Raw genomic sequence first — 13,951 nt, forward strand, 5'->3', positions numbered from 1 at the left:
AAAGCTGAATTACCCAACGGGAGGGGATGCGCTCGCCGCTTCAGTCCCTATGTTTGCGCCCATGACCGCACTCACCGATCCGCTCAAGTTTAGTTCCGGCGCCACGCTCACGAACCGCTTCGTTCTCTCGCCGCTGACAAATTGCCAAAGCCATCCCGATGGCGTGCTGAGCGATGAAGAGTATCGCTGGCTGACCATGCGCGCTGAAGGCGGTTTCGGTCTGACGATGACATGCGCGGCCTCAGTGCAGGAAGAAGGCGTCGGTTTTCCGGGTCAACTCGGCTTTCACGATGAGAAGCATCTACCAGGCCTCACGCGGCTTGCCGCGAAGATCAACGAAGAGGGCAGCCATTCGGTGGTGCAATTGCACCATGGCGGTCTGCGCTCGCTCGCAAATCCAAAGGCGCCCAGCAGCGACGAAAAGCTCAAAGCCGAGGCGATGACGTTGGATGAAATCCAACACAGCCGCGACAAGTTCATCGAAGCTGCGGTGCGCGCCGAACGCGCAGGCTTCCACGGCGCTGAGCTTCACGGCGCGCACGGCTATCTCATCTGCTCGTTCCTCAGTCCCGAACTTAACCGCCGCGACGACGCTTACGGCGGCGACCCCGGGCGCCGCTCGCGTTTCCTCTTCGAACTCATCGATGGCATCCGCGCCGCGACCAAGCCCGGCTTCTCACTCGGCGTCCGCCTTTCTCCAGAGCGCTGGGGCATTCAAACGCTCGAAATTCGCGACGTCGCGCAGCGTCTGATGAGTGACGCGAAAACCGATTACATCGATATGTCGCTCTGGGACGTGAAGAAGGAGCCTTACGACGAAAAGCTCCAAGGCCGCACGCTCGCGTCTTATTTCACGGAGCTAAACCGTAACGGCACGAAGCTCGGCGCCGCCGGCAAGATCATGTCGGCGCAGGATTGCCGCGATCTGATTGAGGCCGGCTTCGATTTCCCGATCCTTGGCCGCGCCGCCATATTGCACCACGATTTCCCGAAGCGCGTTGCCGCCGATCCCAATTTCCAATCGGTCGCGACCCCAGTTAGCGAGCGCTACCTGCACGAGGAGGGCCTCAGCCCCGTCTTCGTGACCTACATGCGCAATTGGGCGGGCTTCGTCGAAGACGCGGCGTAACGATTTTCGTTGGCAACCGGCGCCATCGGCGTATCGTGCCCTCAACAGGCTGCGGGGGTTGCCATGTTCAAACTCGCTTTCGTTGCTTTTGCGATGCTGTCGCTCTGCGCCTGCGCGTCCATTGGGCCGCATCAGATGAGCGCCAATCCGGCCATCCAGGAGAGCTTCGACGCCGCGCCGGTTGAGGTGGCCCTGGTCACCACTTCGGCGCTGCACCGTCGAGCCTTCAGCCCGCCAAGCCAGCGCCAGCCGGAGATGCATGTCATCCTCGCCAGCAGCTTCGATCGAAGCCGCCGCCGGATTGCACGTCTCCGCGCGCGAGCGGCCTAGTCCGCAAGGACCTTTCCCGCGGACCAGTCGTTGAAGTTAAGGCGCGGGGCGTATGATCAGCCATCACAGGACAAATACGCTGCCTGAAGGCGGCGGCGAGATGGGCGAGCGCATTCGCGCGTTCGATTGGTCGCGCCATCCGCTCGGCGCGCCTGAAACGTGGCCCGATGCGCTGCTGCGCCTCTGCCTCAACTCGACATTCCCCACCCGCGATCTATTGGGGCCGAGATCTCCATCTCTTTTACAACGACGCGTGGGCGCCCATTCCTGCTGATCGCCACCCGTGGGCGCTCGGTCAGCGCGCCTAGATGTTTGCAAAGACATCTGGTCCATCGTCGGCCCGCAATTCGAAGGCGTTCTCGACACTGCCAAGGGCTTCGCGGCTTACGATCAAATGCTCCCGATGGAGCGCCATGGCCGCCCGACCGAAACCTATTGGAAACGAGTCCGCGCCGCGTTGGATTCCGATTGGAACGCGCTAAGTACGGTGCATGTCAGATCCCGCACGCCCCACGCAGCTTGAATATTGGAACAGCAAAGTCGGCGAGGAGTGGGCGCGCCAAGCCGATCTCATGGATCGCATGCTGCAGCCTTTGACGCAGCCCGCATTCGATCTGCTCGATCTCAAACCCGGCGAGCGTGTGCTCGACATCGGTTGCGGCGCCGGCGCCACCACGCTCGCCGCCGCCAGCCTCATCAGAGGTGGCCAAGCCGTCGGCGCCGATATCTCGAAGCCGCTGCTTGATCTCGCCCGTGAACGCGCCAACGCGCGCGGCGCCAATGCACACTTCATCGAAGCCGACGTCTCCGCCGCGCCGCTCCCCGATGCGCCGTTCGATGCTGCCTTCTCCCGCTTCGGCGTGATGTTCTTCGATGATACCGCCGCCGCCTTCGCCAAGATCCGCGCCGCGCTTAATCTAGGCGGCCGCATCGTTTTCATCTCGTGGCGCACCTTCGCCGAGAACGGCTGGTCACACGCGCCGCTCGCGGCGCTGAAGCCCATCCTCAAAGAGCCGATCACGCCTGCCGATCCCAACGCGCCTGGTCCGTTTCGCCTGCAGGACCGCGAGACGATCGCAACCATGCTCGCCGCATCCGGCTGGCGCGATGTCTCGATCACGCCGTGGGACGGGGAGGTGCTTGTCGGCGGCGGTGGCGACGCCACAAGCGCCGCGGCCTTCCTCCTAAAGATCGGCCCCTGCGCCCGCGCCATCACCGATCAACAGCTCGATCCGGCGCAAGCCCAACGCCTGTTGGCCGACTTTCTGCGGAAACACGAAACCCCCGCCGGCGTCACGCTTCCGGCCGCCACCTGGATCGTGCGCGCCTTCGCCTAAACCGCGCAGCGCCGCGCAAAATTGGCGTCACGCTGAGCCTGTCGAAGCGCGCGCCGTGCGCGGGACCTGCGCGTTTACCACCACGCAGCCCAGCTATGCCGCCCCCATTATTGACTTCTCAACGCTTTTCACCGATATCCGGGGCCAGCGACCGTTCCTGGCCTAGGCGCCAGCTGAACGCGGTCCCACTGGAACGCCACCATCGACGTTCGGCTTTGAGCCCCCTTTTAGGCATCGGCTCGCCGCCTTTCTTCGCCGTCGCATCGTTCCTGATCTGATGAGCCGCACTGCGATCCGCGGGCGGCCGAAAGTATCATTGTGACCACATTCCAAGATCTCGGCGTGTCTGCGCCGATCCTCAAGGCGCTCGAGTCTGAGGGCTACACCAAGCCGACTCCGATTCAAATCCAAGCGCTTCCCATCGTGCGCAAGGGCGGGGACCTCATTGGTCTTGCCCAAACCGGCACCGGCAAAACCGCCGCCTTCGCGCTGCCGATCCTTGATCGCCTGCATAAGGACCGCAAGTTCGCCGGCGAGAAGTCGTGCCGCACGCTGGTGCTCGCGCCGACGCGCGAACTCGCCGCGCAAATCGGCGATAGCTTCCGCGCTTACGGCAAGTATCTCGGCCTCAGCACCGCCGTCGTGTTCGGCGGCGCCTCGATGCACAAGCAAAAGCAAGCCATGTTCCGCGGCGTCGACATTCTCGTCGCCACGCCCGGCCGTCTGCTTGACCACGTCAGCCAACGCAGCGTGCGTCTCGACAAGGTCGAAATCCTCGTTCTCGACGAAGCCGATCACATGCTCGACATGGGCTTCATCCACGATCTCCGCAAAATCGCGACCATCCTGCCGCGCCAGCGCCAGACGCTGTTCTTCTCGGCCACTATGCCGCCTTCGATCGAAGAGCTCGCCGCGCAATTCCTCGATAAGCCGGATCGCATCGCCGTCACGCCGGTGTCCTCAACCGCAGAGCGCGTTGAGCAAGTCGTCGTGCACGTCGATCAATCCAAAAAGCAGGACCTCCTGCACGCCATGCTCGCCGACAAGTCGATCAAGCGTGCGCTGGTATTCGCCCGCACCAAGCACGGCGCCGATCGCGTTGCGAAGAAGCTCGAAAGCGCCGGCTTCAGCGCCGACGCCATCCACGGCAACAAGAGCCAGGGCCAACGCACCCGTGCGCTGGACGGCTTCAAGAAGGGCCAGACGCGCATCCTCGTCGCCACCGAAGTCGCCGCTCGCGGCATCGACGTCGACGACATCACGCACGTCTTCAACTTCGACTTGCCGAACGTGCCAGAGCAATACGTGCACCGCATCGGCCGCACCGCGCGCGCCGCTCGCACCGGCATCGCCATTTCGTTCTGCGCTCCCGATGAGCGCGCGTATCTGCGCGACATCGAGAAGCTGACCAAGCAGCCCGTCCCGGTTCTCGAGACCGACATGTCGCTCCGCGCCCCGCGCGCTGATGAACGTGTCGTTCGCCCGAAGGGTCCGGCTGGCCGCTCTGGCTCGGTGCATCCGGCCCGCAAGAAGTCGCAGGCCAAGCACCACGCTTCGGAAGCGCACGGCAAAGCCCACGCCAAGCAAGGCCACGGCCCGACGCGTTCGCGCGACGAGGGTGACCGGCGCGACCGCAAGGGCAATGCCGTCTGGTCGAACAACGGCGCACCGCCGAAGTATCGCAAGCCAACGCGCCGCCCGACGAGCGTCTAAGCTGGTTTTCCGTGGCGCTAGACGCATCCAGCGTCTAGCGTGCGCGGGGGATAGATATGGACTTACTCGTTTGGACGCCGGCTGTTGCGGCTGCGGTTCTGATACCGCTCGCGATCTATTTTCTGCCGGCCAAAACCCGCATCGTCATTGATACGCCAACCTCAACCGCGCGCGCCGAAGTGCGCCCGCTCTGGGGCATCGGCGCAGCTTTGATCACGCGTGCGCTGCCGCGAAAATTGCACGGCGCGCCGCTGCCATCGTTCAGCGATGCGCAGCGTGTCGGTCACGCACTGATCACGCCTGGCATTATCGATGTGGCCTACACCGCAGCGAAAAGCCTCGCCGATTTGAAGCCGCGCGTCGCCAAGCTTGAACTGCGCCTCAATCTTGGCGACACCTCACGCACGCGCGTCGTCCAAACCGCCGTGCAAGCTGTCCTGGCTATGGCGCCGGCCGCGTTGCGTCAGAACGTCGTTGTCTCGCAAGCTGAAGAAACTGGCGCCCAGATCACGGGCGAATTTCAGCTGATCGCATCGCCTGCGCAACTTAACGCCATCTACGGCCGTCTCAAAAGTGCGCGCGCCACTCAAGAATTTCGCCGTCGCCTAAACAAGAAAATCAAACCCGACAAGCGCGTCCCTGAAGTGCAAGTGCGCTAGGTTCGCAAGTATCAGCAAAACCGACGGATGAGGGTGGGGCGCGCGCCTCGCGCCTTGCATTACAAGTTCGCGCCGTTCGCGACGAACACAGCGACGGCGACGCCAATCGCCAGCACCAGCGATAACCCGATCCTCAGCCGGCGCTTGGTGCACAAAGCCTGGTAGGCGTCATTGCCCAAATAGTACGAACCAACCGCAGCATCGATCACGGCGTGGTTTCGCCGCGATCGCAATGCGGCCCGTCCCATCAAATTTGGTGCATCGAGTTGAACCGCCGCGTTTGCCGATAGCGCGCCGCGATCTTCGAGGAAGGCGACAATTCACGCTCTTTGCGCAGCCGCACTGCGGCGACAATTGCTCCAGCATTCGACATTGAACATCGCCATACGCCGTCAATGCACCATAGCTCTTCGCGGGCTACAACACGCTATCCCGCCTGTTTGGCGCCTTAGGCCGCCACAACGCGGGGCGTGATGACGAGCCGGCTGTGCGATTATGTGGGACCACCTGAGGGCTGGTGCGCTAACAGCAAGGAAAGATGCGCGGGGAGTGTCGCTATGCAGGTTTTGAATGAGGTGTTTCCATCTGACCCGGAGCAAGTGAAGGGCTTGATGTCGCCAGGGCCTACAGGCCCGATCTTCATGGTCAATCTGCTCAAATTCAAAGATCGCGCCGAATACGAGGATGGCCGCCAAACCGATCTCACGGGCCGTGAAGCTTATATGATTTACGGCGAGGCGGTGAGCCGTTTGTTGGCGAGCTTTGGCGGGCGGGTGATCTTCGTTGCCGATGTGAGCTTTCTTTCGTTGGGCCAGGTTGAAGAGCTCTGGGACGAAGTCGCCATTGGTATGTATCCCGATCGAGCCTCAATGGTGCGCATGTCGATGTCGCCGCAATGGCGCGAAATCGCTGTGCACCGCAGCGCTGGACTCAAAGGTCAGCTCAATATCGAAACGGTACTGCCAGCGAGCGCCTGGAGCGCAGAATGGGCGACTGCGCTGGGACTGAAGCGCGCTTAAAGTTCGCTATCGGGGCGGCGATCCTTGTGGTTCGCGCGGTGCAATTGCATCCTATCCATCGCCGCCCGCGCCGGTACAGCGACCGATTCAGCGTACATGGGGGCGTCGCGCTCGTCTCAAGTCTTCGCGCCATTTTGGGTGTGCGCCTGCGCAAGCATTTCTACGCGCGCGATCCCTTCAGACGCATTGGCTTGCTCACCAACGTGCTGCGCAATCTCGATGCAATGGCGTCGTTGATGGGCGCGCGCCCGCCGCAGACTCTACCGTCTGCTTGCGGGGCGCCAATTCGTCCCCCGCATGATGCCGCGCCGGCGCGCCTGACATGCGACCTCGCCTACGCGGACGCCTCCTAACCTTACTCACATTCCACTTGCTCGCCTTCGTGTGCGCGCCTAAACCGCGCGCCCCATGCGTAAGGATATGAGCAAAGTTATCGTTGAACGGCCCCGCGTTGGCCGGGCGGCGGCGGGTCTCCGCCCCGGCCGCACGCGCATGCTCGTCGATGACGATGGCGAGCCGATCCGCGCCAAGGGCGCCCGCGAACCGCAAAAGCGCGAGCAAAAAACCAAGCACTTCAACGAAACGCTGAATCCGCTGAAGCGCTATCTCGCATCGAATGTCGGCCGTCCGTGGGACAAGGTCTATTCTGAGATCTGCGAGCACTTGAAGCCAAGCTCCACCGTCCAGCAGCACGTGCGCGATCACTTGCAAGATTTCGTAGCGATGAAAACGCGCACCAAGGCTGGCGTCATCATGGCGACGAACCGTTGGGGCGGGGAGCGGCCTCTGGCCGATCACCATTGCCTCTATTACGTTCACCCGCGCACCAAACTGCTGCGCAAGAACGAACACTATCAACGCGCCGGCGCGCGCTGGCGTGCTGCGCGGACCAAGGCTGCCGCCGAAATCGCCAAGCGCCTGCGCGTCGTCGATGAGAAGACCCAGCTCCATCTCTTCGATGGCGCCTGGTGGGAAGTGAAGCTCGCGAAAATCCCGCTGCACGGAACGTACACCGACGTCGTCCATGGCGCGCAGCTCTCGACCTTGCACGGCGAGGCGCTTTACGCGCGCCATGGCGTCTACGCCCGCGACAAACGCCAGCTCTCAAAAGCCGAGATCAAGAAGCTGAAACTACGCGATTAGGCGGCCCTAACGTCATCTTCGCGGATTGCTGCAATCGCCGCTTTGACGCTGCAAGCCTGATCGTCCATCACCTCGGCCATGACCCACGACCGGCTGATCGATTTCGAGCGCGTCCTGAACTTCCGTGATTTTGGCGGCTGGGACACCGTCGATGGCGGCAAAGTCGCGCGCGGTAAGCTCTTCCGCTCCGCCGCCTTCAGTGACGCCAGTGAAGCCGACATCGCGCGTCTCGATGCGATGGGCATGCGCTTCCTCGTCGATCTTCGCCGCCCCGAAGAACGCCGTCACGAACCAAATCGCTGGCCCGGCGAAACCACGCGCGTCTTCATCAATGACCAAGGCGCCGAAGGCGTCGCGCTGCCGCCGCACTTGGCGGCGTTGCTGCAAAGCGATCTCAGCGCGCGATCCGTCTACGATTACATGATGAGCCTCTATCGCGAGATCCCGTTCGATCCGCGTCTGATCAATCTCTATCGCGATTGGTTCCGCGAAATGGGCGAGGGCGGCGCTGGCGTCATTCACTGCGCCGCCGGCAAGGATCGCACCGGCATCGGTTGTGCGTTGACTTTGCTCGCGCTCGGCGTCGAGGAGGAAACCGTCTTCGCCGATTACGAATTCACCAACGCCGCCGTCGATCTCGAAAAGCGCATGCCAAAGATTCAAGCGCGCATGGAAGAACGCCTCGGCCGCAAGCTGGACTCAGCGGCGCTACGCCCGATGCTCGGCGTTGAAGTCGATTATCTTCGTAACGCCCTCGATGCGATCGAGGCGCGTTACGGCTCTGCGTTGGATTACATGGAACGCGAACTCGGAGTGGGCGCGCCGCAACGCGCCGCACTCCGCGACAAGCTCATCGCCTGATTAGCTCGCGGCGGATTTCCGTTTTTCCATCATCTGCTCGAAGTTCGCCCAGACGCCGGAATCGCCGTGCCAATCGCCCTTCGTGGCGGCTTTGGAATATTCCGTCGCCCGCGCTTCGAAGAAGTTGGCGTGCTCCACCCCGTTGAGGATCGCCGTCAGCCACGGGATCGGGTGCTCGGTCACGCCGTAGATCTTGGGCAGGCCAAGCTGACCCAAGCGCCAATCGGCGATGTAGCGGATGTATTGTTTGATGTCCTCGGCCGTCATGCCTTGGACCGGCCCCATCTCGAAGGCAAGATCAATGAAGCGATCTTCGATGCCAACGACGGTGCGGCAGCACTCGACGATGTCATCCTTTACATCATCGGTCAGCGCGCCGGTTTCCTTCGCGAAGGCGTGGAAGAGCTTGATCATGCCTTCGCAGTGCAAGCTCTCGTCGCGCACTGACCAGGTTACAATCTGACCCATGCCCTTCATCTTGTTGAAGCGCGGGAAGTTCATCAGCATTGCGAACGAGGCAAAGAGCTGCAGGCCTTCGGTGAATGCGCCGAACATCGCGACCGTGCGCAGAATGTCAGCGTCCGTTTCGACGCCGAACTTGCCCATGTAGTCGTGCTTATCCCGCAGCGCCTGGTAGTCCATGAACGCCTGGAACTCGGTCTCCGGCATCCCGATAGTTTCGAGCAGCAGCGCGTAGGCGGCGATGTGAACCGTCTCGATGTTCGAGAACGACGCGAGCATCATCTTGATCTCGGTCGGTTTGAACACGCGCGAATAGCGCTCCATGTAATTGTCGTTCACCTCGACATCGGCCTGGGTGAAGAAGCGGAAAATCTGGGTCAGCAGATTGCGTTCGCCGTCATTGAGCTTTGAAGCCCAATCCTTCACGTCCTCGCCGAGCGGCACTTCTTCCGGCACCCAGTGAACCTGCTGCTGGCGACGCCAGAATTCGTACGCCCAGGGGTAGCGGAACGGCTTATAGCCGATCGAAGGAGTGCGGAGGCCTGTCAGCGTTTTGCCCCCGTTATCGCCAGCCATCCGTACACTCCCTTTCGAAGCCAGAACGTAACCCTAGATATAGGGATATCGGGGCCACCCGGCCACCACATCTGGCGTATCTGGGGCTGAGTCTCGTTTAGGAAAGGTTACCAGCCCGGCGGCGGACCATGCAGCGATTCAGGCCGGGGGTAAGCGCCTGTGCGCACCCCGTCTGTGGATAGCTACTGAAGCCGCTGCGCCTCGGCCTGGCATCGATAGGGCAGGCCTGGGTCACGGCAGAAATCCGGCCAATGGCCCGAGAGCCGCCAGTAAGCCAGCAGGCCAAGATCGCGCATCAGCGGCATGAACCGGGCATCGGCGCGCATTGGGCCGGTTGCCGCGCTGAAGAGGACTTCCTCGCCGCCGCGCCGTTCGTCGGCAAAGCGCAGGCGCGCCAGCGCGAACGCCTCATCGAGTTCGCCGATCGCAGAATATTCCATCAGCGCTTGAGCCGTCGGCAGGTCGCCGGTGTTGCTGCAATCGACCACATGCCGGACCGCCTGAGCGCGAGCAGGCGTGCTGGGCGCGGCCCGCATCGCGCCGGCGGCAAAGCGCCAGCACTCGCGCGCCCGCGTCGAGCGGATCTGCGAGGCCGGATTGTCGATCAACGCCAGCGCATCGTCATAGGTCTCGCCCCAAAAGGCGACGCGCAAGCGGAGCAACCAGAGGCCCGGATCGTCCGGCTGGATGTCGCTGAGTTCGTCGGCGATATCGCGCGCGGATTCGATGTCGCCGTTTTGCAGCAGGATGGACGCCACGGCGAGGCGCTTGTTCAGCGACAGCGGCTCCAGCGTGCTGGCGTTGCGGGCATAAGCGAGCGCATCGTCGTAGCGGCCAACCTCGAACAACATGGACGCGTACGCGCTGCTCAGCGCACTGCTGCGTTCGTCCTGCTGCAGACCTTCTTGCAGTGTTCGTTCGCGCGCATCCCAGCGCCGGCGCGGTTCAATGCGTTCGAGCGCAAGGTAAGCTTCGCCAAGACCGCGATCCTGACGGAGTGCTCGTTCGGCGTTGTTATGAATATCTGTGACGAGTTCTTGGCGCTGCGCGTCCGAAGCGGTGTTGAGGAGGGCGGCCGTTTCGGCAGCCAACAACGCCCGCGCTAGCGCTAGCTCTGGCGCTTGTGCGACGGCTTGCGAGAGCGCGTCGCGATTTTGCCCGCGTGCATCGCGATCTTCGCTGCGGGCGCAGGCGCTCAGCAACAATGGATAGACATCGACAGCGGCCGCCGTGCCTGCACGCAGCGCACAGTTCATTGCATTGGCGCTGTGCGCGGCGGCGAGTTGGCGCAAGCTGGCGGCGCTCGCTTCCGGGCCCTCGAAAGTCTCGGACCACAAGGTCGCGCGGTCAGAAGTGCGCGCCACAGAAACCGTAATCCGCAGCGCGCGCTCGACGCGCTCGACGGCGCCTTCAAGCGCGATCGGCGCGCCTGATCCGCGTGCGCGGTCGAGCATTTGTTCGCGAGGGGCGTCGCTGCCGCTCGGGCGCGCCAAGGTATCGACGCCGCGTGCGCGCAGCGCCGCCGTCACATCTTCGGCGACGCCTTCGCCAATGCCTTGCAGTTGCGGTTCACTGGTGGTGAGCGAGAGAATGGCAACGCGCTGTTGTGGTTCGCGGTTGAGGAGCGGCAGCGCCAAAACCACAAGCGCGATCAGCGCGACCAATACGCCGCCGCCAATCAGCATAATTTGCTTGCGTGTAAGCGGCCCCCGGGCGCCTGCAGCGGCATCAACCGGCAGCTCGTAGATGGCGATGCTGTCGTCGAGCTTATCCAGCTTCACGCTGCCTTTGGCGACGAGCTTTTCAACCAAGGATCCGCGCAGGGTTTTGCGGGTGTCTTCAGAGACGACGACGACGCCCGGGCGCGCATAGGCCTGCAGCCGCCCGGCGATGCTGACGCCGCGCCCCAGCAAATCGCCCGTCGGCATCGGCGATACTTCACCTGTGTGGACTGCGATGCGGGCAGGGGGATCGGAAACCGTCGCGAGATCGAGCGCTGCGTGCACGGCGCCAAACGCGCTCGAAAATTCCATCATCACGGCATCGCCGGAGGTATTGAAGATGCGGCCACCGCGCTCGGCGGCGACACTCGCGCAGCGCTCACCCATGCGGGCGACGGCGGCGATCGCTTCTGCCTCGTCGGCCTCGGCCATGGCCGCGAAGCCAACGACGTCCACAACGACAATGGTGGTTAGTTTGCTTGTGCTCACGACCTACCCCTCGAAGCGCGGGGAAGATGCCGGGGTGAGAGGCTCAGGTCTAGCTTTTACCGACTAGGACGCCTGACTGGCGATCGCTGCGGGCTGCGGCGCAGCATTGGCGCGATCGAAGTGCTGAGAGGCGAAGTAGATGCCGACGCCAAGGATCACGCCGATCGAAATTGGCGGCGCCCATGTGCGCAGGTTTCGCAGCGCACGCTTCAACAAGAGTTGCTGGCGGAGTGTCATGTCCTCGTGATTGCAAGGACCGTGCGCGTTTACCGACGCATCGTGACCGTGAGGCCGGTGAAGCTCTCGTTTTGATTGAACGTCTCGCGGCCAATCGTGGTCGATTCTTCGCGCTCGACGTAGGCGAGAGACGCCTGCACGCCGCTGCGCTCATAGGTGACGCCGACAGACATATCGCCAACTTCGACGCGATCTTGCAGTTGAAGTGAGGGGCCTTGACCGCCGAATTCACTGCGCTGGCCCGGTTGCCAGGTCAGAGCTTCGTCATCGGAAGCGACGAACACGTAGGTCGAGGAGCCGCGCGGGGCATTGGTGCTATCTTCGCTGACGAGACCGCGACCGATGCGGACTTCCGAACCGCGCCCGGCGCGGTTGATGTCGCCGTTCTCGCCGCCGAGCGAGGCGCGCTGAGCAAACGACACGTCGAGATCGCCGTCGCCGGCTGCGAACTCAAGTTCGACGCGGCGTGGGCCTTGGGCCTGTTCATTTTCACCTGACGCCGGGCCAAAGCGCTGAGCGACATCGCTGCGCATTGTCACGTTGCGGCGGAGAACGGTTTGGTTGTCGGTGAAGTCGATTTGGTCGACTGATGTCTGGCTGGCCTCGGTGGCCGGGGCGGGGGCTTCTTGGGCGAAGGCGACGGACGCGCCAAACAGAGCCGCCGCGAGCGCACCGCCCGCTAGCAAAGCCGTCCGGTTACTAAACCTACCACCCATCACAGCCTCGTGTGTCTATCCGAAGCAGCAATGCATATTGGCTGCCACAGGTTCCGCGCGCTGTTAAACCTTTGTGGCGCCGGGCGGGTCGGTTTGTCCACGCCCGGCTCCAATTTAATGTCGCATCGTAATGGTTAGGCCGGCGAAACTGTCATCCTGAGTGAAGGATTGGGAGCCGCTGACCACGGTGAATTCACGTTCTACCCAGGCCAAAGAGGCCTGAATGCCATAGCGCTCATAGGTAATGCCCGCCTGCATGTCGCCGATCTCAACGCGATCTTGCAGGGCGAACGAAGCGCCGCCGGAGTTGCCGAAGCCGCTTCTGGCGCCTGGGCGCCAGGTTAGGGCTTCGTCTTCAGAGGCAGCAAAGAAGTACCAAGTTGGCTCGGATGAAGGCCCGTTGCGGGGCATATCCAGGCCGCGACCGAGGCGGAGTTCTGAACCGCGGCTTTGCCGCTCGATGTCGCCATCGTCGTTAAAGCTGAGGCCGCCGCGCTGTGCGAACGATACGTTGAGGCCCGACATGCCGGGCGCAACGAATTCGAACTCGTAGCCGCGTTGACCGCTTGACCCACCCGCGGTGGGCCCAGCCGGCGCCAAACTGGTAAAGCGGCCGCCTGATTGGTCTGTTGAAGTGAGCTGAAAGCGATTGGAAAAGACTTGCGCCGGATCATTCAGATCGACGCCGTCCACGGCGTAAGCAGGTGAATTGGGACCGACCGCATCTTCGGCGGTTGCGATGCCAGCTGCAAGACTTACAAACCCGACCAAACCAACGACCACGAGCTTGCGTAAAAGCATCGCGATCTACCTCCCTGTGAGATGAGGATCACGTAAGTAAGGTTACTGAATCGTTTAGCGTTGTGGGTCGCAAAGAGCAGTTTGCTTGCAGTGTGCGCCTGCGAAGGCGCTGATCGTTAGGATTGCGTTGCTTCGCCGGGTGGTTTCGGGCGTGTCAGTGTGCGCTGCATCACGACAACGTCGAGCAGTTTGCCGAACTTCTCGCCGGCCTCTCTCAATGTACCAACGTGTTCGAAGCCGAGTTTGCGATGTAGGCCGATCGAAGCAGCGTTGTAGCTGTCACCTATAAAGGCGAGTGCTTCGCGCACGCCATCGGTGCGTAGACTATTGAGCACCTCGGCCAGCGCGACGGAGCCTGCACCGCGACGCATCGTGGTTGGTCCTGCATATACAGAGACCTCGAAAGTCTTCGCATAGGCCTCGCGGTCCCGGTATTGGCTGGCATAGGCGAAGGCCAATACGCGGCTGAGGTCTTCCGGCGGCGAAGCGACCATGAACGGCCACCCGCGATCCACTATCCGGGTCCAGCGCTCGGTCATTTCTTCAAGCGACGGCGGGGCGATCTCGAATGAGCCGGCGCCGGTCAGGACGTGATGCGAATAGATCAGCTGCACATATCGCAGGTCCTGCTGGAAGCAGGGGCGGGCGATTAGGGGGGGGTGTTTGCTGGCCACGCTTTTCGGTGGCGCGGTTCTGGGCTCCGGGTCAAGCGCCGATCCTGGTGAAGCACAAGTTACCGCATGCGGCCGTCGGTCCTC

Annotated in this window: 18 protein-coding genes; 10 read left to right on the plus strand and 8 right to left on the minus strand. The window is 62.6% G+C overall.

What is annotated here, in order from left to right:
- Positions 1-61 precede the first annotated feature (61 nt).
- From ATE48_RS15230 to ATE48_RS15255, 6 genes are all read left to right on the plus strand, one after another.
- Positions 62-1,129 carry an NADH:flavin oxidoreductase gene (locus ATE48_RS15230; protein ID WP_066775206.1) on the plus strand — a complete coding sequence of 356 codons (1,068 nt, stop codon included), beginning with the start codon at positions 62-64 and terminating at the stop codon, positions 1,127-1,129.
- A gap of 63 nt (positions 1,130-1,192) precedes the next feature.
- Positions 1,193-1,459, plus strand: coding sequence for a hypothetical protein (locus tag ATE48_RS15235; protein ID WP_066772951.1), 267 nt, complete (start codon positions 1,193-1,195; stop codon positions 1,457-1,459).
- 52 nt (positions 1,460-1,511) lie between these two features.
- On the plus strand, positions 1,512-1,733 hold the full coding sequence (locus ATE48_RS15240) for a hypothetical protein (protein ID WP_066772953.1): 222 nt from the start codon (positions 1,512-1,514) through the stop codon (positions 1,731-1,733).
- Positions 1,734-1,950: 217 nt separating this feature from the next.
- The gene (locus tag ATE48_RS15245; protein WP_066772955.1) at positions 1,951-2,796 is read left to right on the plus strand and encodes a class I SAM-dependent methyltransferase; all 846 of its coding nucleotides are present in this window, start codon (positions 1,951-1,953) and stop codon (positions 2,794-2,796) included.
- Positions 2,797-3,114: 318 nt separating this feature from the next.
- On the plus strand, positions 3,115-4,509 hold the full coding sequence (locus ATE48_RS15250) for a DEAD/DEAH box helicase (RefSeq protein ID WP_066772957.1): 1,395 nt from the start codon (positions 3,115-3,117) through the stop codon (positions 4,507-4,509).
- A gap of 56 nt (positions 4,510-4,565) precedes the next feature.
- Complete coding sequence (locus ATE48_RS15255) at positions 4,566-5,168, plus strand: hypothetical protein (RefSeq protein ID WP_066772959.1); 603 nt, start codon at positions 4,566-4,568, stop codon at positions 5,166-5,168.
- A 59-nt stretch (positions 5,169-5,227) separates the two neighbouring features.
- On the opposite strand, the gene ATE48_RS15260 is transcribed toward ATE48_RS15255, so the two are convergent.
- Positions 5,228-5,377 (minus strand): hypothetical protein, encoded by a 150-nt coding sequence (locus ATE48_RS15260; RefSeq protein WP_156767801.1) that lies wholly within the window; start codon positions 5,375-5,377, stop codon positions 5,228-5,230.
- A 38-nt stretch (positions 5,378-5,415) separates the two neighbouring features.
- Positions 5,416-5,541, minus strand: a complete 126-nt coding sequence (locus tag ATE48_RS20235; RefSeq protein WP_257756524.1) for a hypothetical protein — start codon at positions 5,539-5,541, stop codon at positions 5,416-5,418.
- Positions 5,542-5,725: 184 nt separating this feature from the next.
- Here ATE48_RS20235 and ATE48_RS15265 point away from each other — a divergent pair, with 184 nt between their 5' ends.
- From ATE48_RS15265 to ATE48_RS15280, 4 genes are all read left to right on the plus strand, one after another.
- Positions 5,726-6,187: a DUF1330 domain-containing protein gene (locus ATE48_RS15265; RefSeq protein WP_066772961.1), complete on the plus strand. Its 462-nt coding sequence runs from the start codon at positions 5,726-5,728 to the stop codon at positions 6,185-6,187.
- A complete protein-coding gene (locus tag ATE48_RS15270) occupies positions 6,154-6,540 on the plus strand; it encodes a hypothetical protein (RefSeq protein WP_156767802.1) in 387 nt (128 codons plus the stop codon). The genes ATE48_RS15265 and ATE48_RS15270 overlap by 34 nt, the downstream gene beginning before the upstream one ends.
- 67 nt (positions 6,541-6,607) lie before the next feature.
- A complete protein-coding gene (locus ATE48_RS15275; protein ID WP_066772963.1) occupies positions 6,608-7,330 on the plus strand; it encodes a hypothetical protein in 723 nt (240 codons plus the stop codon).
- A gap of 78 nt (positions 7,331-7,408) precedes the next feature.
- Entirely contained in the window at positions 7,409-8,191 is a 783-nt protein-coding gene (locus tag ATE48_RS15280; protein WP_066772965.1) for a tyrosine-protein phosphatase, read from the plus strand.
- On the opposite strand, the gene ATE48_RS15285 is transcribed toward ATE48_RS15280, so the two are convergent.
- From ATE48_RS15285 to ATE48_RS15305, 6 genes are all read right to left on the minus strand, one after another.
- On the minus strand, positions 8,192-9,229 hold the full coding sequence (locus ATE48_RS15285) for a ribonucleotide-diphosphate reductase subunit beta (RefSeq protein WP_066772967.1): 1,038 nt from the start codon (positions 9,227-9,229) through the stop codon (positions 8,192-8,194).
- Positions 9,230-9,411: 182 nt separating this feature from the next.
- Complete coding sequence (locus ATE48_RS15290) at positions 9,412-11,439, minus strand: tetratricopeptide repeat protein (protein ID WP_066772969.1); 2,028 nt, start codon at positions 11,437-11,439, stop codon at positions 9,412-9,414.
- 63 nt (positions 11,440-11,502) lie between these two features.
- Positions 11,503-11,676 (minus strand): hypothetical protein, encoded by a 174-nt coding sequence (locus ATE48_RS19850; RefSeq protein ID WP_156767803.1) that lies wholly within the window; start codon positions 11,674-11,676, stop codon positions 11,503-11,505.
- A gap of 29 nt (positions 11,677-11,705) precedes the next feature.
- Positions 11,706-12,392 carry a hypothetical protein gene (locus ATE48_RS15295; protein ID WP_156767804.1) on the minus strand — a complete coding sequence of 229 codons (687 nt, stop codon included), beginning with the start codon at positions 12,390-12,392 and terminating at the stop codon, positions 11,706-11,708.
- A 114-nt stretch (positions 12,393-12,506) separates the two neighbouring features.
- Positions 12,507-13,193 carry a hypothetical protein gene (locus ATE48_RS15300; protein WP_066772973.1) on the minus strand — a complete coding sequence of 229 codons (687 nt, stop codon included), beginning with the start codon at positions 13,191-13,193 and terminating at the stop codon, positions 12,507-12,509.
- A 116-nt stretch (positions 13,194-13,309) separates the two neighbouring features.
- Positions 13,310-13,867 (minus strand): GNAT family N-acetyltransferase, encoded by a 558-nt coding sequence (locus ATE48_RS15305; protein WP_228126648.1) that lies wholly within the window; start codon positions 13,865-13,867, stop codon positions 13,310-13,312.
- Positions 13,868-13,951 lie beyond the last annotated feature (84 nt).

The sequence above is a fragment of the Candidatus Viadribacter manganicus genome (genome assembly GCF_001679665.1).
GTDB classification, from domain to species: domain Bacteria; phylum Pseudomonadota; class Alphaproteobacteria; order Caulobacterales; family Aquidulcibacteraceae; genus Vitreimonas; species Vitreimonas manganica.

Coding starts and splice junctions, on each gene's coding strand:
- ATE48_RS15230 (WP_066775206.1), top strand. CDS start 62: ATGACCGCACTCACCGATCCGCTCAAGTTTAGTTCCGGCGCCACGCTC.
- ATE48_RS15235 (WP_066772951.1), top strand. CDS start 1,193: ATGTTCAAACTCGCTTTCGTTGCTTTTGCGATGCTGTCGCTCTGCGCC.
- ATE48_RS15240 (WP_066772953.1), top strand. CDS start 1,512: ATGATCAGCCATCACAGGACAAATACGCTGCCTGAAGGCGGCGGCGAG.
- ATE48_RS15245 (WP_066772955.1), top strand. CDS start 1,951: ATGTCAGATCCCGCACGCCCCACGCAGCTTGAATATTGGAACAGCAAA.
- ATE48_RS15255 (WP_066772959.1), top strand. CDS start 4,566: ATGGACTTACTCGTTTGGACGCCGGCTGTTGCGGCTGCGGTTCTGATA.
- ATE48_RS20235 (WP_257756524.1), bottom strand. CDS start 5,541: ATGTCGAATGCTGGAGCAATTGTCGCCGCAGTGCGGCTGCGCAAAGAG.
- ATE48_RS15265 (WP_066772961.1), top strand. CDS start 5,726: ATGCAGGTTTTGAATGAGGTGTTTCCATCTGACCCGGAGCAAGTGAAG.
- ATE48_RS15270 (WP_156767802.1), top strand. CDS start 6,154: ATGGGCGACTGCGCTGGGACTGAAGCGCGCTTAAAGTTCGCTATCGGG.
- ATE48_RS15275 (WP_066772963.1), top strand. CDS start 6,608: ATGAGCAAAGTTATCGTTGAACGGCCCCGCGTTGGCCGGGCGGCGGCG.
- ATE48_RS15280 (WP_066772965.1), top strand. CDS start 7,409: ATGACCCACGACCGGCTGATCGATTTCGAGCGCGTCCTGAACTTCCGT.
- ATE48_RS15285 (WP_066772967.1), bottom strand. CDS start 9,229: ATGGCTGGCGATAACGGGGGCAAAACGCTGACAGGCCTCCGCACTCCT.
- ATE48_RS19850 (WP_156767803.1), bottom strand. CDS start 11,676: ATGACACTCCGCCAGCAACTCTTGTTGAAGCGTGCGCTGCGAAACCTG.
- ATE48_RS15295 (WP_156767804.1), bottom strand. CDS start 12,392: ATGGGTGGTAGGTTTAGTAACCGGACGGCTTTGCTAGCGGGCGGTGCG.
- ATE48_RS15300 (WP_066772973.1), bottom strand. CDS start 13,193: ATGCTTTTACGCAAGCTCGTGGTCGTTGGTTTGGTCGGGTTTGTAAGT.